At 49.9% G+C, this 14,266-nt stretch carries 14 protein-coding genes; 2 read left to right on the forward strand and 12 right to left on the reverse strand.

Going from position 1 to position 14,266, the window contains the following annotated elements:
- The first annotated feature begins 31 nt into the window (after positions 1–31).
- Positions 32–1,048, forward strand: a complete 1,017-nt coding sequence (locus tag DN748_RS02290) for a LacI family DNA-binding transcriptional regulator (RefSeq protein WP_112370150.1) — start codon at positions 32–34, stop codon at positions 1,046–1,048.
- A gap of 90 nt (positions 1,049–1,138) precedes the next feature.
- Here DN748_RS02290 and DN748_RS02295 read toward each other — a convergent pair whose 3' ends face one another.
- The 10 genes from DN748_RS02295 to DN748_RS02335 all read right to left on the reverse strand — a co-directional run bounded on the left by DN748_RS02295 (position 1,139) and on the right by DN748_RS02335 (position 10,298).
- On the reverse strand, positions 1,139–1,480 hold the full coding sequence (locus tag DN748_RS02295) for an L-rhamnose mutarotase (RefSeq protein WP_112370151.1): 342 nt from the start codon (positions 1,478–1,480) through the stop codon (positions 1,139–1,141).
- A gap of 70 nt (positions 1,481–1,550) precedes the next feature.
- Positions 1,551–2,873, reverse strand: a complete 1,323-nt coding sequence (gene fucP, locus DN748_RS02300) for an L-fucose:H+ symporter permease (RefSeq protein ID WP_112370152.1) — start codon at positions 2,871–2,873, stop codon at positions 1,551–1,553.
- Positions 2,874–2,920: 47 nt separating this feature from the next.
- Positions 2,921–3,703, reverse strand: coding sequence for an SDR family oxidoreductase (locus DN748_RS02305; RefSeq protein ID WP_112370153.1), 783 nt, complete (start codon positions 3,701–3,703; stop codon positions 2,921–2,923).
- 156 nt (positions 3,704–3,859) lie between these two features.
- The gene (locus tag DN748_RS18950) at positions 3,860–4,129 is read right to left on the reverse strand and encodes a glycoside hydrolase family 95-like protein (protein ID WP_146746547.1); all 270 of its coding nucleotides are present in this window, start codon (positions 4,127–4,129) and stop codon (positions 3,860–3,862) included.
- Positions 4,045–4,353, reverse strand: a complete 309-nt coding sequence (locus DN748_RS19365; RefSeq protein ID WP_112370154.1) for a glycoside hydrolase N-terminal domain-containing protein — start codon at positions 4,351–4,353, stop codon at positions 4,045–4,047. The genes DN748_RS18950 and DN748_RS19365 overlap by 85 nt, the downstream gene beginning before the upstream one ends.
- A 46-nt stretch (positions 4,354–4,399) precedes the next feature.
- Complete coding sequence (locus DN748_RS02315; RefSeq protein ID WP_112370155.1) at positions 4,400–5,809, reverse strand: alpha-L-fucosidase; 1,410 nt, start codon at positions 5,807–5,809, stop codon at positions 4,400–4,402.
- Between the two features lie 28 nt (positions 5,810–5,837).
- Positions 5,838–6,677, reverse strand: coding sequence for an amidohydrolase family protein (locus tag DN748_RS02320; protein ID WP_236636758.1), 840 nt, complete (start codon positions 6,675–6,677; stop codon positions 5,838–5,840).
- Entirely contained in the window at positions 6,674–7,534 is an 861-nt protein-coding gene (locus tag DN748_RS02325) for a fumarylacetoacetate hydrolase family protein (RefSeq protein WP_112370156.1), read from the reverse strand. Before DN748_RS02325 ends, DN748_RS02320 begins: the two co-directional genes overlap by 4 nt.
- 277 nt (positions 7,535–7,811) lie before the next feature.
- A complete protein-coding gene (locus DN748_RS02330; protein WP_112370451.1) occupies positions 7,812–8,564 on the reverse strand; it encodes an SDR family NAD(P)-dependent oxidoreductase in 753 nt (250 codons plus the stop codon).
- Positions 8,565–8,675: 111 nt separating this feature from the next.
- Positions 8,676–10,298, reverse strand: coding sequence for a UxaA family hydrolase (locus tag DN748_RS02335; RefSeq protein WP_112370157.1), 1,623 nt, complete (start codon positions 10,296–10,298; stop codon positions 8,676–8,678).
- 216 nt (positions 10,299–10,514) lie between these two features.
- Here DN748_RS02335 and DN748_RS02340 point away from each other — a divergent pair, with 216 nt between their 5' ends.
- Positions 10,515–11,360 carry an AraC family transcriptional regulator gene (locus tag DN748_RS02340; RefSeq protein ID WP_146746548.1) on the forward strand — a complete coding sequence of 282 codons (846 nt, stop codon included), beginning with the start codon at positions 10,515–10,517 and terminating at the stop codon, positions 11,358–11,360.
- A gap of 228 nt (positions 11,361–11,588) precedes the next feature.
- Here DN748_RS02340 and recQ read toward each other — a convergent pair whose 3' ends face one another.
- Together recQ and DN748_RS02350 are read right to left on the reverse strand one after the other, a co-directional pair.
- Positions 11,589–13,685, reverse strand: coding sequence for a DNA helicase RecQ (gene recQ, locus DN748_RS02345; RefSeq protein WP_112370159.1), 2,097 nt, complete (start codon positions 13,683–13,685; stop codon positions 11,589–11,591).
- 222 nt (positions 13,686–13,907) lie between these two features.
- On the reverse strand, positions 13,908–14,240 hold the full coding sequence (locus DN748_RS02350; protein ID WP_112370160.1) for a single-stranded DNA-binding protein: 333 nt from the start codon (positions 14,238–14,240) through the stop codon (positions 13,908–13,910).
- Positions 14,241–14,266: the final 26 nt, after the last annotated feature.

A 14,266-nucleotide genomic window follows, 5' to 3' on the forward strand; every position in this document is an offset into this window, starting at 1 on the left:
TTGCCCGGTTTATCAATACAATGTTCTAAATATGAAAAACAAAGTTTCCTTAAAAGATATAGCCCAGAAAGTCGGGGTCTCAACAGCTACGGTATCCTATGTCCTCTCCAAGGGAGAAAACAGCGGGGTAAGCGAAAAGGTCGCCGAACGTGTCCGGCAGGTTGCAAAAGAACTCAACTATCAGCCAAACCAGATCGCCAAAAGCCTTAAAATGGGGAAAACCTTTAGCATAGGGCTCATAGTTGCAGACATTTCAAACCCGTTCTTTGCCCAAATAGCCAGAATAGTAGAAGACGAAGCCAAGAAAAAGAACTACACTGTTATCTTCGGCAGCTCTGACGAACGGGCCGAAAAGTCCTGGAACCTGATAAAATTCCTTTCCAACAGACAGGTAGACGGGTTTATCATTGCCCCCACCGAAAAATCCGAAGATCAGATAAGGTACCTCAAAGAAGAAAAGATCCCGTTTGTACTGATCGACCGCCATTTCCCCGAAATACCGTCCAATTTCGTAGAAACAAAAAATTACGAATCATCATATAAAGCCGTAAAACGCCTCATCGATACCGGGAACAAGAATATTGCCATGATCGCATACGACAATTCTCTTCATCATATGACGGAGAGAATACGGGGATATAGGGATGCACTGAAAGAGGCCGAACTCGAAAGACATGAACAGGTTTATAAGGTAAGTTACGACAATATAGAGGCGGATATGAAAGAAGCCATAAGTCTTATGTTTTCAAAAAAATCAAGACCGGAAGCTATTTTTATCGCCACAAATTCACTGGCCGTATCCGGCCTTAAATATACGGAACAATTGGGGTATAAGGTTGGAAAAGATATTGCTGTCATCAGTTTTGACCAGGGCGAAGCCTTCGATTTTTTTTACTCTCCGCTGACCTTCATCAGGCAACCCCTGTTTAAAATAGCTCAAAAGGCAACGGAAATACTGATCCGTCAGATCAACAGCAAAAAATTCATCAATGCCCGGATATCCCTGGAGGGCGAATTGATCATACGGAAATCCTGCCAGATCACTTGATTCTTTAATCTCAAAAAGGCAACACTTCCGGGCGGATCCATTCCCTACACATCTGAAGATCAGAAATCCCAGGATACTCAAACACCAGGGTCACAGCGCTTCCTTAAAATCAAAGATCCTGGTCATCACCCGCCACTTTTCTCCGGGTTTGCTGTTCGGTATGGCCTGCTGGTATTTCCACATCAGTTTTTCCCACTCCTGTACACGGGGGGTGGCTGCATCGAGTGCTTCTTTCTGCTCAAACGTAAACCCGTCATCGGTTTCCATGATCATGCAGAGCCGGTTCTCCATACGGTATATTTCCATGTTTATAATACCACACTGGCAGATGTTCCTGAGCACCTCGGGCCAAACCTGCCTGTGATGCTCTTCATACGCCGCTATAAGTTTTTTATCCGGCTTGAGATCCAGGGCGAGACAATACTTTTTCATCCATATAACATTTTAATGATGTAAAAAACGGGTTACCAAAGAACGCTCTCATGCCAGACAGGCAACAAGATCATCCTTTAACCGAATTGGCAGAAGCTTTTTTATTTACCCACATTCCGTATAAGCTAATATACACAAAGCAGAGCAAAGGAAGTATAAATGAAATGTTAACTTCCGGGACACCTGTAATGGAAACATCATTTACCCCGCTTCCTCCTATGTCGATGATAAGTGCCTGTAACTGTGGCATAAGCGCCCCTCCCACTATAGCCATTACCAGTCCGGCCGCCCCGATCTTTGCTTCTTCTTCATTCAGCCCTTCCAGTGCTATCCCGTATATGGTGGGGAACATCAGTGACATGGCAAACGAAATCCCGACAATACAGTACAGACCGGCCATGCCATGCGTCCATATGGCCCCTGCCGTAAGTGCCATGCCCAAAACGGCAAACCACATCAGCAATTTCCCTGAGTTCATAAAACGCAGCATATAGGTTCCTATGGCCCTCCCCATCAGGAACAGCACAAAAGCCGTAAACTGGTAATAGGCCGCATCGTCACTACTCATGGCTATGGCTTCGGCATACTGATAGATGTAGGTCCAGCACATGATCTGTGCTCCCACATACAGTATCTGGGCGAGTACCCCTAAGGTGTATTTCCTGTTGGTAAACAGATCGGAAAATGTTCTCTTAAGGCCCGGAACGCCGTTCTCATCCCTTACCTGGGGCATTCTGCATACGGCTATGAGTACAAATACTGCCAGGATAACGAGGCCCAGGGCCACATAAGGGTCCCTGATTACCATAAGGTCTGAAGTGCGTATCACAACTTTCGAGGCCTCATCCAGGGCGTTGAAATCGTCCACATCCACAGATTGCAGTTTCTTGAGTACAAACTGCTGGGCAACGATCAGTCCCAATACCAGCCCCAACGGGTTAAAGGCCTGTGCCAGGTTAAGGCGCTGTGTGGCTGTTTTCTGGTCTCCCATGGCCAGGATATAGGGGTTGGCCGTGGTTTCCAGGAAGGCCAGTCCGAAGGTAAGTATATACAGCCCCAGGCAAAAGAACCAGAACTTTTCTGTGATCGCCGCAGGATAGAAAAGCAAGGCTCCCGCAGCATAGAGCGCCAGTCCTATGAGTACTCCTACCTTGTAGGAATACTTCCTTACAAAAAGGGCGGCCGGCAGCGCCATACAGAAATAGCCGCCGTAAAAGGCCATCTGTACCCATGAAGCCTGGGTATTGGTGAGTTCGAGAACTTTTTTAAAGGCCTGTACCATGGGATCGGTAACCGCATTGGCAAACCCCCACAGGGCGAAAAGGGAGGTGACCAGTATAAAGGGAACCAGGTTTTTCCTGGATACTACGGGAGGTAAAGAATCTTTTTTCACTGCAATACGGGTGTTACGATTAAGGTTGATGATCCGTTTTTTCAGGTTCAGGTCAATGCCCGGTCCAGGTGTACATAGCCGCCGTCAACAAAAAGCAGTTGCCCGGTGGTATGGCTCGACTTCCCGGACAGGAGAAAGGCCACGGTACTTGCAATCTCTTCCGGGAGGGTCATCCGTTTATCCAGCGGTATCCTCGAAGTTATATCCCTCAGTTTTTCTTCGGGGTCCGGAAAACTCCCTACCCATTTCTGGTAGGCCGGGGTATAGCATTCCGAGACAATGACAGCATTGACCCGTACTCCATAGGGCAGCAGTTCTACCGCCCATTCCCGGGTAAGCGCATTTCTCCCCCCGTTTGCCGCAGCATATCCGGAAGTTCCTCCCTGTCCTGTAAGTGATGTTTTGGAGCCTATATTTACTATACTTCCCTTGTTTTTCCTGAGTTCAGGCAAGGCGTAATGTGCCATCATGAAATAATGGGTCAGATTTTTGCTGATGGAAGCCATAAAGCTTTCATAGGTACCGTTTTCCAGGCTTACCCCGTCGTTTACCCCTGCATTATTGACCAGTCCGTCTATTCGGCCCAGGGTCTTCACTACATTCCCGATACTCTCCTTGCACATCTCGGGATCGGTGAGTTCCGCTACAAAAGAATACGCCTTCCCTCCCCTTTCGCGAATGGCATTTACAGCCTTTCCGTTATCTTCCTCCTTTCTTCCCACGATCACCGGAACAGCACCTTCACCGGCCAGCGCCTCACATATTCCGAAACCAATACCCCGGGCCCCTCCCGTAACCACGATCACCTTATCTTTTAGTCCTAAATCCATAATCCGTTTTCTTTTTCAGGTACCATCTTAAAAGCTAAAAACAGGCTTTCGTTAAAATAACACCTAAATAATTAACAATTTAATATTTATATTTTAAAAACACCTTCAACCTTTCTTTATTGACTGCAAAAATGATCTTTTCACCACCGGTATATTTTATTCCATCTCAAGGCCGCCGTTAAGCCTTATCCTTTTTCCTGCGGGCAGTTGTACCTCCTTTTCCGTACCCCCGTATAACAGTTTACAGAGCTGTGCCTTTCCGGAATACAGCGTTAATGCAGACAATTTACCGTCTTTCCATTCCACATCCACAGTAATATTTCCCCTGGCCACAAGCCCTTTTACCTTACCCGAAGGCCAGTTTCCGGGAAGTGCGGGAAGTAAACGGATAAACCCTTCGTGCGACTGTACCAGCAGTTCGGCCACCCCGGCGGTATACCCGAAATGGAATCTTCGTTCAACTGAATTCTTTCGTGCGAAGGGTCCCCGAATACCATCGCCCCGAACCTCCCGTTCCCTATGGGAAGTGCTTCCATCCAGCCCCGGGCGGGCTGTTCGTACCAGAACTCGTCAGCATTGCGCTGCGCTGCTCCTTTCGGGGGTCCCTCCGGTGTGCGGTTACAGGAAACTGTAAAAGACCACAGCGGCATAAAACAGTGCTTTTCCGTACCTGTAATGTTTCATGGGCGCCTGTTTTTATGCTCCGGCCTTTACCTTAAACGTCCAGCCCTGTGTATCTCCTATCGCGTTCAGTGCTTCTTCGGGAACAGTGATCTCCAGCCCTTTTTCCTCATCGTATTTCCATTCCAGGGGCGTTTCATACCCCAGCAGTACCACCTGCGATCCTTCTTCGGGTTTCAGTTGTTCCAGCCGCACTGTCTTCCCCGGTTTTTCAAAGGTAACGGCATAGTAAAAAGGAGTTCCCCTTTTCCGGGTAAACCGTATGTTTTCTCCCTGCTGATACCCGGATTCCGGACTTTCGGTACCGTAAACAGCTTCCCCGTTCACCTTTATCCACGCTCCTATCGCATCAAGGCTTTTTACACTGGCCTCCGGGATACGGCCTTCGGCATCCGGTCCTATATTCAACAGGTAATTACCTCCCTTGGCCGCCGCATCTACCAGGTTGCGGACAAGTACGGCCGGGGATTTCCAGTTGTTGTCATCTGTTTTATATCCCCAGGTATCATTCATGGTCATACACGACTCCCAGTCCAGGTCCGAAGTCCCGTCCAGGATCTCCTGTTCCGGTGTCCCGAAGTCTCCCGCATAGTCACTGTCTCCCTTATTCATGCCCTGCATCCCCTGTCTTCCCTTGTCTACCCGGTTATTGATAATGATATCCGGCTTCAGCCGGCGAACGTACTGATACAGGTCCAAACCCTGTTCATGGGTAAATTCTTCCTCCCACTCCCCGTCGAACCACAGAATGGCGGGATCGTATTTCTCGACCAGTTCTTTCAATTGTGGTTTCAGGTAGTTTTCCAGGTAATCTGCAAAACGCCGCTCATTATTTTCAGACGCTTCTCCCCCCGCATAGGTGTCGGCATGGGCATCCGGATGATGCCAGTCTATAATGGAATGATACAGCCCGAATTTTACTCCCTGTGCCTTACAGGCATCCGCCAGGGCCCTGAGTATATCCTTGCCATAAGGAGAGAAATCAACCACATCGTAATCGGTCAGCCCCGAATCCCACAAACAGAATCCGTCGTGGTGTTTGGAGGTAAATACCATATATTTCATCCCCGCATCCTTCATCCGGCTCACCCATTCGTCGGCGTCAAATGCGGCGGGATTAAACTCCCTGGCATAACCTTCGTAGACCTCAACGGGGATCCCGGCATTACGCATGATCCATTCCCCGGCACTTTTCACCTCTTTTCCCTCATATCTACCCGCAGGCACGGCGTATGCTCCCCAATGTACGAACATCCCGAACCGGGCTTCGCGCCACCATGCCATTCGTTCGTCAAAAGCTGCCTCCTTTTCTTCCGGGTAGTTTACTGCCTGTGTGGTTCCGGAATGTTTTTCCCCCGTTTTGGGCTTCTGCCTGCAACTTATGGCCAGTAAAACGGTCAATACTGCAAATGGAATGATTTTCATAAGTATGGTTTTTGGTTTATCTTATATTTTATATTCCGGAAATCCCGTAAAATTTCACGGCATTCTGCCCCATGATCCCCGGCAATTCATCTTCGCTGTAAAAATTCCGTACCAGGCGTACCACCTCGCCGTACCGGGCAGCCACCAGGCAAACCGGCCAGTCGGAGCCGAACATGATCCGGTCTGTTCCGAAGGCTTCCGTAACCGCCTCCAGAAAAGGCTCGAAATCTCCCTGCTCCCAGCAATAGCCCTCTGTTTCCGTGACCATTCCGGATACCTTGCAGTACACATTACCGCACTGTGCCAGTTCCCGGATATGCCCGGCCCAGATACGATCCACACCTTTCGAAACGGCGGGTTTGGCTATATGGTCCAGCACAAAAGGCTGGGCCGGAAATTGTCGCACCAGGGCTATGGCCTCAGGTAGCTGGTGTGCATGGACCAGGATATCGTAGGTGAGGCCGAAGTCTTTAAGAGCGGTGATCCCCCTCCTGAAATCAGGGCGGGACATAAACCCGTCCGGTTCGGCCTGTACGATATGGCGCACCCCCCGGAAGAAGACATTTTCCGAAAAGTGCTCCAGTCGTTCCCCGGCCTTGTCCGACAGGAGGTCCACCCAGCCTGTCACCCCCTTTATAAAAGCGTGCTCACGGGCACATTCCAGGAGAAACCGGGTTTCGTCCTCAGACTGGCTTGCCTGGACTGCTATACACCCCTGTATCCCGTGTTCCCGCAGTACGGGTTTGAGGTCGGAAGGCATAAAATCGCGGCGTATAGCCTTCATGGAATCGTCGATCCATCCGTCCCGCTGCGGGTCGTATTGCCAGAAATGCTGATGAGCATCTATATACATAGCGTTATCGGTCATTTTTCCTGGTATGCCACAGCTTCCTGCCTGGCCTCTCCCAGTCCTTCTATTCCGAGTTCCACCACATCTCCCGGTTTCAGGTACCTGGGCGGCTGAAATCCGAGTCCCACACCTGCCGGGGTTCCGGTAGAGATTACATCTCCGGGAAGCAGGGTCATAAATTCACTCAGGTGGCTTATCACTTCGGGAATATTAAATATAAAATCCGAGGTATTGGAATCCTGCATCAATTCTCCATTGACTTTCAGCCACAGGCGAAGGTTATGCGGATCGAGATCTTCATCAGCCGTTACCAGGTAAGGCCCGAGCGGAGCAAAAGTATCACAGCTTTTTCCCTTTACCCATTGCCCACCGCGCTCCAACTGATATTCGCGCTCACTATAATCGTTGTGCAATGCATACCCGGCCACATAATCCATTGCTTCTTCTTTACTTACATAAGATGCTTTTTTTCCGATGACCACGGCAAGTTCCACTTCCCAATCGGTTTTTTGCGAACCACGGGGAATAATTACCGGGTCGTTAGGGCCTGTAACAGACGAGGTTGCTTTAAAGAAAACCACCGGTTCCTCAGGGGCTTTCATCCCGCTTTCCGCAGCGTGTTTTGCATAGTTAAGCCCGATACAAATCAGCTTGGAAGGCCGCTTTACCACGGGGCCGAAACGAAATTCCCCCCTTATCACGGGGCATGTGTCCTGATGCTCCCCTAACCAGGTTTTCAGACGGGCAATCCCGTTGTTCCCGAAAAAGTCTTCGGTATAGTCCTCCCCGAAAGCGCTTACGTCCAGCTGTTTGCCACCAGGAAATTCCACTCCCGGCTTTTCGCTGCCTTCCGGTCCGAATCTGAATAATTTCATCTGTTCTTTTTTATTTGTTTTTCATAGGTCAGATGGAATGCCCAATGATCATTTCGGTTGGTATCCGAAAATCTTGGTTATGGGCATTTCATATGAATAAAGTTAGTTTAAACTGTTTATCAACAATATACAATATTAATGTTAGCGGGCTTCCCTTTTCCTGGTCCCGGTTACAATCCCCTCATCTCCCGGTCTCCCCTTCCCTACAAACATATATCCAGATCAGCAACCACAACATTCAAAATTTAAAATTCAACATCCATCCCGCCCGGTCCGTTCAGCTGTTTAGCCTAATAAACCCTCCGTCCAGGGGGTAATCCGTTCCCGTAGTGAAAGAAGCATCGTCCGAACAAAGGAAATAAGCCAGCCTGGCCACCTCTTCCGGCCTGGCCATTCGTCCTATGGGCTGTGTCTTCGACAGTTTATCGTACATTTCACTTTCTTTTCCCGGGTAATTTTGAGCCAGGAAACCATCCACAAAAGGGGTGTGTACCCTGGCCGGGGAAATACTGTTACAGCGGATACCGTCTGCCACATAATCCTTTGCCACGGAATATGTCATCGCAAGCACGGCCCCCTTGGTCATGGAATAGGCAAAACGGTCGGCTATTCCCACATGCGATGCGATGGAAGCCATATTCAGGATCACCCCGCCCCCGTTTTGTCTCATATGGGGAATGGCCGCGTGGATACAGTGGTACACTCCCTTTACATTGACTGCAAACAGCTTGTCCATATCCGCTTCCGAAGTGGTCTCTACGGTACCTATATGCGATATCCCGGCATTATTGACAAGGACATCAATGGTAGCGGAAGCGGCAATATCGTCCATAACCGCTGCCACCCGGGCCTGGTCACTGACATCACAGGAAATGATGTGCAGATGCGCTCCCGCACCGGCAAAGACCTTTTCGGCAGCCCCGGTATCCCGTTCCAGTATAAAAACGGTATGTCCCTTGTCGAGGAATACGCGGCTGATCGCCGCTCCTATCCCCGATCCTCCTCCGGTTACAATTACATTTTTCGGCATGTTCCTGGTATTTATGTTTATTACGGTACCTGTCGGAATACCATACATCACCGTATTCCCGGTACCTTATTAATGTTTTTCTGTCGCTATTTCTTCTACAGCCCTTCTCCCCTACAGGGATATCCCTCTTTTCCAGGGAATAAAGTCGTCCTGCCCCAGCCTCCCGGCACAGGTTTGCCGCTCCCCGCCGGCCACTGCAATGATCAGCTCCATCAGCTCGTCTGCCAGGGCTTCCTGCGACATCCCTGCAGAAAAAAGCCTTCCGGCATCAAAATCTATAATATCCTTCATCCGTTGCGGCAATGCGGAATTGGAAGAGATCTTGATCACGGGACAAACCGGGTTGCCGGTAGGCGTGCCCAATCCTGTGGAAAAGAGCGTGATATTCGCCCCTGCCCCTGCCAGCCCGGTAGTCGACTCCACATCATTCCCCGGGGTACATAACAGGTTAAGCCCTCGCCGGACCGCATATTCCCCGTAATCCAGTACATCCGACACCGGACTTCTTCCTCCCTTGGTCGCCGCCCCGGCCGACTTGATAGCATCTGTTATCAGTCCGTCCCGGATATTCCCCGGAGAAGGGTTCATATCGAATCCCGATCCTACCCCGAGGGCCCTGTGTTCATAATTTTTCATAAGGCGGACAAATTTTTCTGCAGTACTCCTCTCCGTACAGCGATCGATAAGGTCCTGTTCCACTCCGCATAATTCGGGAAATTCGGCCAGGATACTTTTTCCTCCCAGGGCATTGATCCTGTCGGCCACCTTCCCTATGAGCGGATTTGCCGATATCCCCGAAAAACCGTCAGACCCGCCGCATTCCAGTCCTATCGTAAGTGCTCCCAGCGGGGCCGGGGCACGACGGCAGGTATCGGCCTGTTGCAGGCCTTCAAAGGTAGTGCGGATCACCTCTTTCAACATAAGTGCTTCGGAACCGTACTGCTGCTGTTCGAAAAAATACAGGGGTTTTCCCGGCCCTCTCCCTTCTTTCCCGAGAGCTTCTTTCAGCATGTCTGCCTGGGCGTGCTGGCACCCCAGGCTCAATACCGTTGCACCGGCCACATTCGGGTTTTTGATATAACCGGAAAGCAGGTTTACCAGTAATTGTGTATCCTGCCGTGTGCCCCCGCAGCCCCCCTCGTGAAGGAGAAACTTTATGCCGTCCACATGCTCAAAAAGCCTTGTCCCTACCACGGCAGCCTTTACCTCATTTCCATTGTCTTTTCCACAGGCCCCCGCCAGTTCCCGAACCAGTAACCGGTAAGGGTTTTCCGGGCGAAACCCCAGTTCGGTTTCCAGGGCTTCCTGCAAAACCCGGAGATTGCGGTTCTGGCAAAAGACCAGGGGTATAAAAAGCCAGTAATTCGCCGTTCCCACCTGGCCGTCCCTCCTGTGATATCCCATAAAGGTACGCTGTTCAAAAGCCCCTACCGGCGGAGGGGTGTATTCATACTCCTTATCATGTATATTATAGGGAGCCGCCACATGGCTGGTATTTCCGGTGGTGATCATACTTCCTTCAGGCAGTGATATCCCGAGTTTCCCGACGGGTACTCCATACATATACAGGATGTCTCCTTTTTCCAGGGAAACAAGGGTAAACTTATGTTTCACCGGGATATGATCTGCCAGCCGGATCTCCCTTCCGCCTGCGAATATTGTTTCCTGCTCCTCAAGATCGGTCAATGCAACCGCAACATTGTCTGCAGGGGCTATTCTTAAAAATCGTTCCAATGGACAACTAATGCTTTATATCCGTATTTTTTCCGTAATGCTTTCCGGAAGCAGTGCCTTTCTAACCCCCCGGGAGATTTAAAAATCCCGGGGACTGGTGAGGGGTAAAACCGGTCAACTTTCAAAAATATAATCTTTATACTGTTAAAAGTTCTTATATCTTTGCGTTTTATTGTACAATATTTGCATTTCTGCGATGCTATCAGGAAATACACTGTGAATTTACATTTTTTACATAAAAACCTGGAAACGAACTTTAAAGTTTCCATTCATAACCAACCGGAGTTTCTCAAGCTCTGGCATTATCACCCGGAATATGAACTGGTATACATTTCCAGGGGAAGAGGGACTATTTATGTAGGAGACCACATAGGGCCCTATAACCCGGGAGACATCTTCCTGATCGGCTCCAACCTCCCTCATATGTTTGAGACCACAGCAGTTACGGGAAGTGAAGAAGACATTGTTTCGGAGTCATACGTAATTCATTTCAGGGATTCGTTTTTGAGGGAGTTTCTCCGGCTCCCCCTCGAATTCGGATACATCCCGACCCTGTCTGAAGCAGCAGTCGCGGGACTGTCCTTTCCTTCTCCGGCTCCCGGTATATCCGGGTCACTCCGAAAACTCGCCCACGGCAGCATCAGGGAAAACACCCTGGATATCCTGCGAATATTGTACCAATTGGAGCAACAGGAAAAAACAACGCTTGCCAGCCCTGCCTGGATAGACCAGTTCAATTCCCGCGACCGTAAACTGAACCGGATACTGCAATACATCATGCTCCATTTTCAGGAAGACCTTTCACTGGAAGCCGTAGCCTCGTATTCCGGTATGAACAGAACGGCTTTCTGCCGGTACTTCAAGGGTAAAACAGGGAAGTCCTTTATTACTTTCCTCAACGATCTGCGTATCAGTTTTGCCTGTAAGGCACTGCTGGAAGATATTCCCTCCCGGTCTGTTTCCGAGGTTTGCTATGCCTCCGGGTTTAACAGTCTCTCCTATTTCCACCGTATTTTTAAAAGGCATAAGGGAGTAGCCCCTTCGGAATACCAGGGAGGTTAGACGGTGTTTGCCTACCGGCAAACAGTTATTAGGTTATTGGGTTACTAAATTATTTAGTCAACACTCAATAACTCAAGAACCTGTAACCAAAGGATATACAAAAATGTATAGGACCTAAAATACTATAATGGAATTGCAGGCCTGCCTGCCGGCGAAGACAGCGTTTTTAACCTTTAATTTGAAATAAACCGGTCTCTCTCCACGTGGTTTCCTCCGGGGTGCCCTCTGCTATACCGTCTGTTCGATAAGGTACAATCCGAATTTTATTTTCCAGTACGGCAACGCTCCCTTAAAGTGATCGTAATAAGGTTTAAGGGCCTCTTTCTCTTCGAGTACTTCCCTGGCCTCTCTCAGTAATTTCACTTCATCTTCCGTGATAAAGCCCATCAGGTCTATGGCTTCGCCCTGCTGGTGCTTTTTCAGTAAATGGCCCATGACGGTCTCTTCCTTCAGCATCCTTTTTTCTGCAATATAGCCAACATCATGCCCCTGTTTATAGAGTACAAAAGTCTGGTCTTCAGTAGCCAGTTTTTTCTGCTGTTCTGCCTTATACCCGGCGATAACTTCCAGGAAACGGTCGGCATATTTTTCCAGTTTCACCTGTCCTACGCCCAGTATCCGGCCAAACTCTTCCCGGTCCGAAGGGCATTTGGACTCCATATCCCTCAGGGAAGCATCGTTAAAAATGATATAGGCAGGCATCTTTTCTTCTGAAGCGATCTCCGACCGCAGTTTTTTAAGGCGTACAAAAAGTCCGTCGTTACCTTCCGTCGTCCGGTCTGCCGGCGACACTTTCTTTTTCTTTGCGGAAGGCGTTTCGGTATGTGCCAGCTTAACCGTTCTTCCGTTAAAAAGAACCTCCCTGGCCGCATCCGTAAGCAACAATCGGCCGTGTTCCTGAAAACGGACCTCGAGTATGCCCTGGTTGATCATCTGGATGATATACTGCTGCAACTGCCGCCAGGCCACATCTCTTGCGGCACCATAGGTCTTCAGGTGCTGGTAGCCCTTGTCAAAAACCGCGGCATTCTGTGCTCCCCTGAGGACATCGGTTACCATTCCCAGGGCTTCCTGCTCCTTTAACCGGGCCACTGCAGAGCATACTTTCTGCGCCAGCACGGTACCGTCGAAATAACGGGGAGGGGACTTACACACATCACAATGCCCGCAGCCTTTCTCCAGTTTTTCCCCGAAATAATGGAGCAGGGTAATCCGCCGGCAGTGGAGGGTTTCGGCAAACTGCTGCATGCGTTCCAGCTTGGCCGACTGCACCTCCTCCGTAGGCGTATTTTCTATAAATCTCCGCTGCTGTATCACATCGGCATAACTGTAAAACAGCAGTGCATGTGCCGGTAAGCCATCGCGCCCGCTCCGGCCTATTTCCTGGTAGTAACCTTCCACGTTCCTGGGCATGTTGTAATGAATCACCCAGCGCACATTGCTTTTATCTATTCCCATCCCGAAGGCTATCGTAGCCACGACAACGGGTATCCTGTCATTCACGAAATCCTCCTGTACCCTGCTCCGCTCTTCCGGCGTCATCCCTGCGTGATAGGCCGCCGCATCCACCTCCCGGTCCCGCAGTTTTGCCGCGAGCTGTTCCGTCGATCTTCGGCTCAGGCAATATATGATTCCGCTCTCGCCGGGATGCTCATGAAGGAAAGACATGATCTGCGTAAAACGGCTGGTTCCGGGCCTCACCTCGAGGAAAATGTTCTCCCGGTCGAAAGAAGCGATATGGGTATGAGCTTCCCGGATATTGAGCTGAAACAGGATATCCTCACGGGTAGCCGCATCGGCAGTAGCGGTAAAAGCCGCTACCGGAACACCGGGAAACCTCTCTTTCAGGTCCTGAAGCCGGGTATAGGCCGGGCGGAAATCATGCCCCCAGGAAGAGATACAATGCGCTTCATCCACTGCGATCATACTTATTTTATGCTGCCCGAACTCCTGTACCAGGTGCTGAAGGCTTTCCGGGGCTATATACAACAACTTTAAGGTCCCCGCCCTCAGACCGGCCCATAGCTCAGACTGAGACTCGGGGGTCTGGTTGCTGTTATAGCAGGCCGCTGCGATCCCGTTGGCACAAAGTGCATCCACCTGGTCCTTCATCAGTGCGATAAGGGGCGAGATCACTATGGCCGTACCCTCCGACACCAGCGCCGGCAATTGAAAGCACAGTGATTTCCCACCGCCCGTAGGCATTACGGCGAGTACGTCCTTACCTGTAAGGATATGCTTTATAATATCCTCCTGTCCCGGACGAAAATCGTCATAACCAAAATATTTCTTGAGATATGTCTTAAGATCATGAGTAATGGCCATGGCACAAAATTATAAACATTTTCCCGGATTATTGATATGCTGAATTTTTGTACGGAATCCGGAGCCTGAAGTCCGAAACCAGAGGGTTAAAGGGTGCTGCTTGCAGGTTGTCACACAAAGGAACGCAGAGCCGGAGCTAAAAACATGGCAGAAGCCGTTGATCAGGATCAGGGCCCGAAAAAACGGCCCGCCACATTTCGGGCCTTCCCCGGAGGAGAATCCCTATTTCCCCAGTAAAAGCAATTCATTACACTGTATTTCGGTAATGTAATGACGCTGCCCGTTGCTGTCTTCCCAGGAGCGGGTGGTCAGTTTGCCCTCTACAGCAATTTCCTTTCCCTTGTTCACATAACTCTCCACGACATTCACCAGCCCGCCCCGCACCACGATATTGTGCCAGTGCGTGCGGTCTACCTTCTGGCCGTCCCTGTCTTTGTAACTGTCGTCGGTGGCCAGCGGAAAACGGGCTATGCGATTCCCGTCCTTAAAACTCACATACTCGGGGTCCTGCCCCAGTCTCCCGATCAACTGAACCTTGTTTCTGATTGCATTCATGATATTGTATTTAAAAGTTAGACTTC

The sequence above is a fragment of the Sinomicrobium soli genome (assembly GCF_003285545.1).
Lineage (GTDB): Bacteria > Bacteroidota > Bacteroidia > Flavobacteriales > Flavobacteriaceae > Sinomicrobium.

What these genes read in the sequence shown, in the direction of transcription:
- DN748_RS02290 (WP_112370150.1), top strand. Translation starts at nt 32, where the DNA reads ATGAAAAACAAAGTTTCCTTAAAAGATATAGCCCAGAAAGTCGGGGTC.
- DN748_RS02295 (WP_112370151.1), bottom strand. Translation starts at nt 1,480, where the DNA reads ATGAAAAAGTATTGTCTCGCCCTGGATCTCAAGCCGGATAAAAAACTT.
- DN748_RS02305 (WP_112370153.1), bottom strand. Translation starts at nt 3,703, where the DNA reads ATGGATTTAGGACTAAAAGATAAGGTGATCGTGGTTACGGGAGGGGCC.
- DN748_RS19365 (WP_112370154.1), bottom strand. Translation starts at nt 4,353, where the DNA reads ATGCCGCTGTGGTCTTTTACAGTTTCCTGTAACCGCACACCGGAGGGA.
- DN748_RS02315 (WP_112370155.1), bottom strand. Translation starts at nt 5,809, where the DNA reads ATGAAAATCATTCCATTTGCAGTATTGACCGTTTTACTGGCCATAAGT.
- DN748_RS02320 (WP_236636758.1), bottom strand. Translation starts at nt 6,677, where the DNA reads ATGACCGATAACGCTATGTATATAGATGCTCATCAGCATTTCTGGCAA.
- DN748_RS02325 (WP_112370156.1), bottom strand. Translation starts at nt 7,534, where the DNA reads ATGAAATTATTCAGATTCGGACCGGAAGGCAGCGAAAAGCCGGGAGTG.
- DN748_RS02330 (WP_112370451.1), bottom strand. Translation starts at nt 8,564, where the DNA reads ATGCCGAAAAATGTAATTGTAACCGGAGGAGGATCGGGGATAGGAGCG.
- recQ (WP_112370159.1), bottom strand. Translation starts at nt 13,685, where the DNA reads ATGGCCATTACTCATGATCTTAAGACATATCTCAAGAAATATTTTGGT.
- DN748_RS02350 (WP_112370160.1), bottom strand. Translation starts at nt 14,240, where the DNA reads ATGAATGCAATCAGAAACAAGGTTCAGTTGATCGGGAGACTGGGGCAG.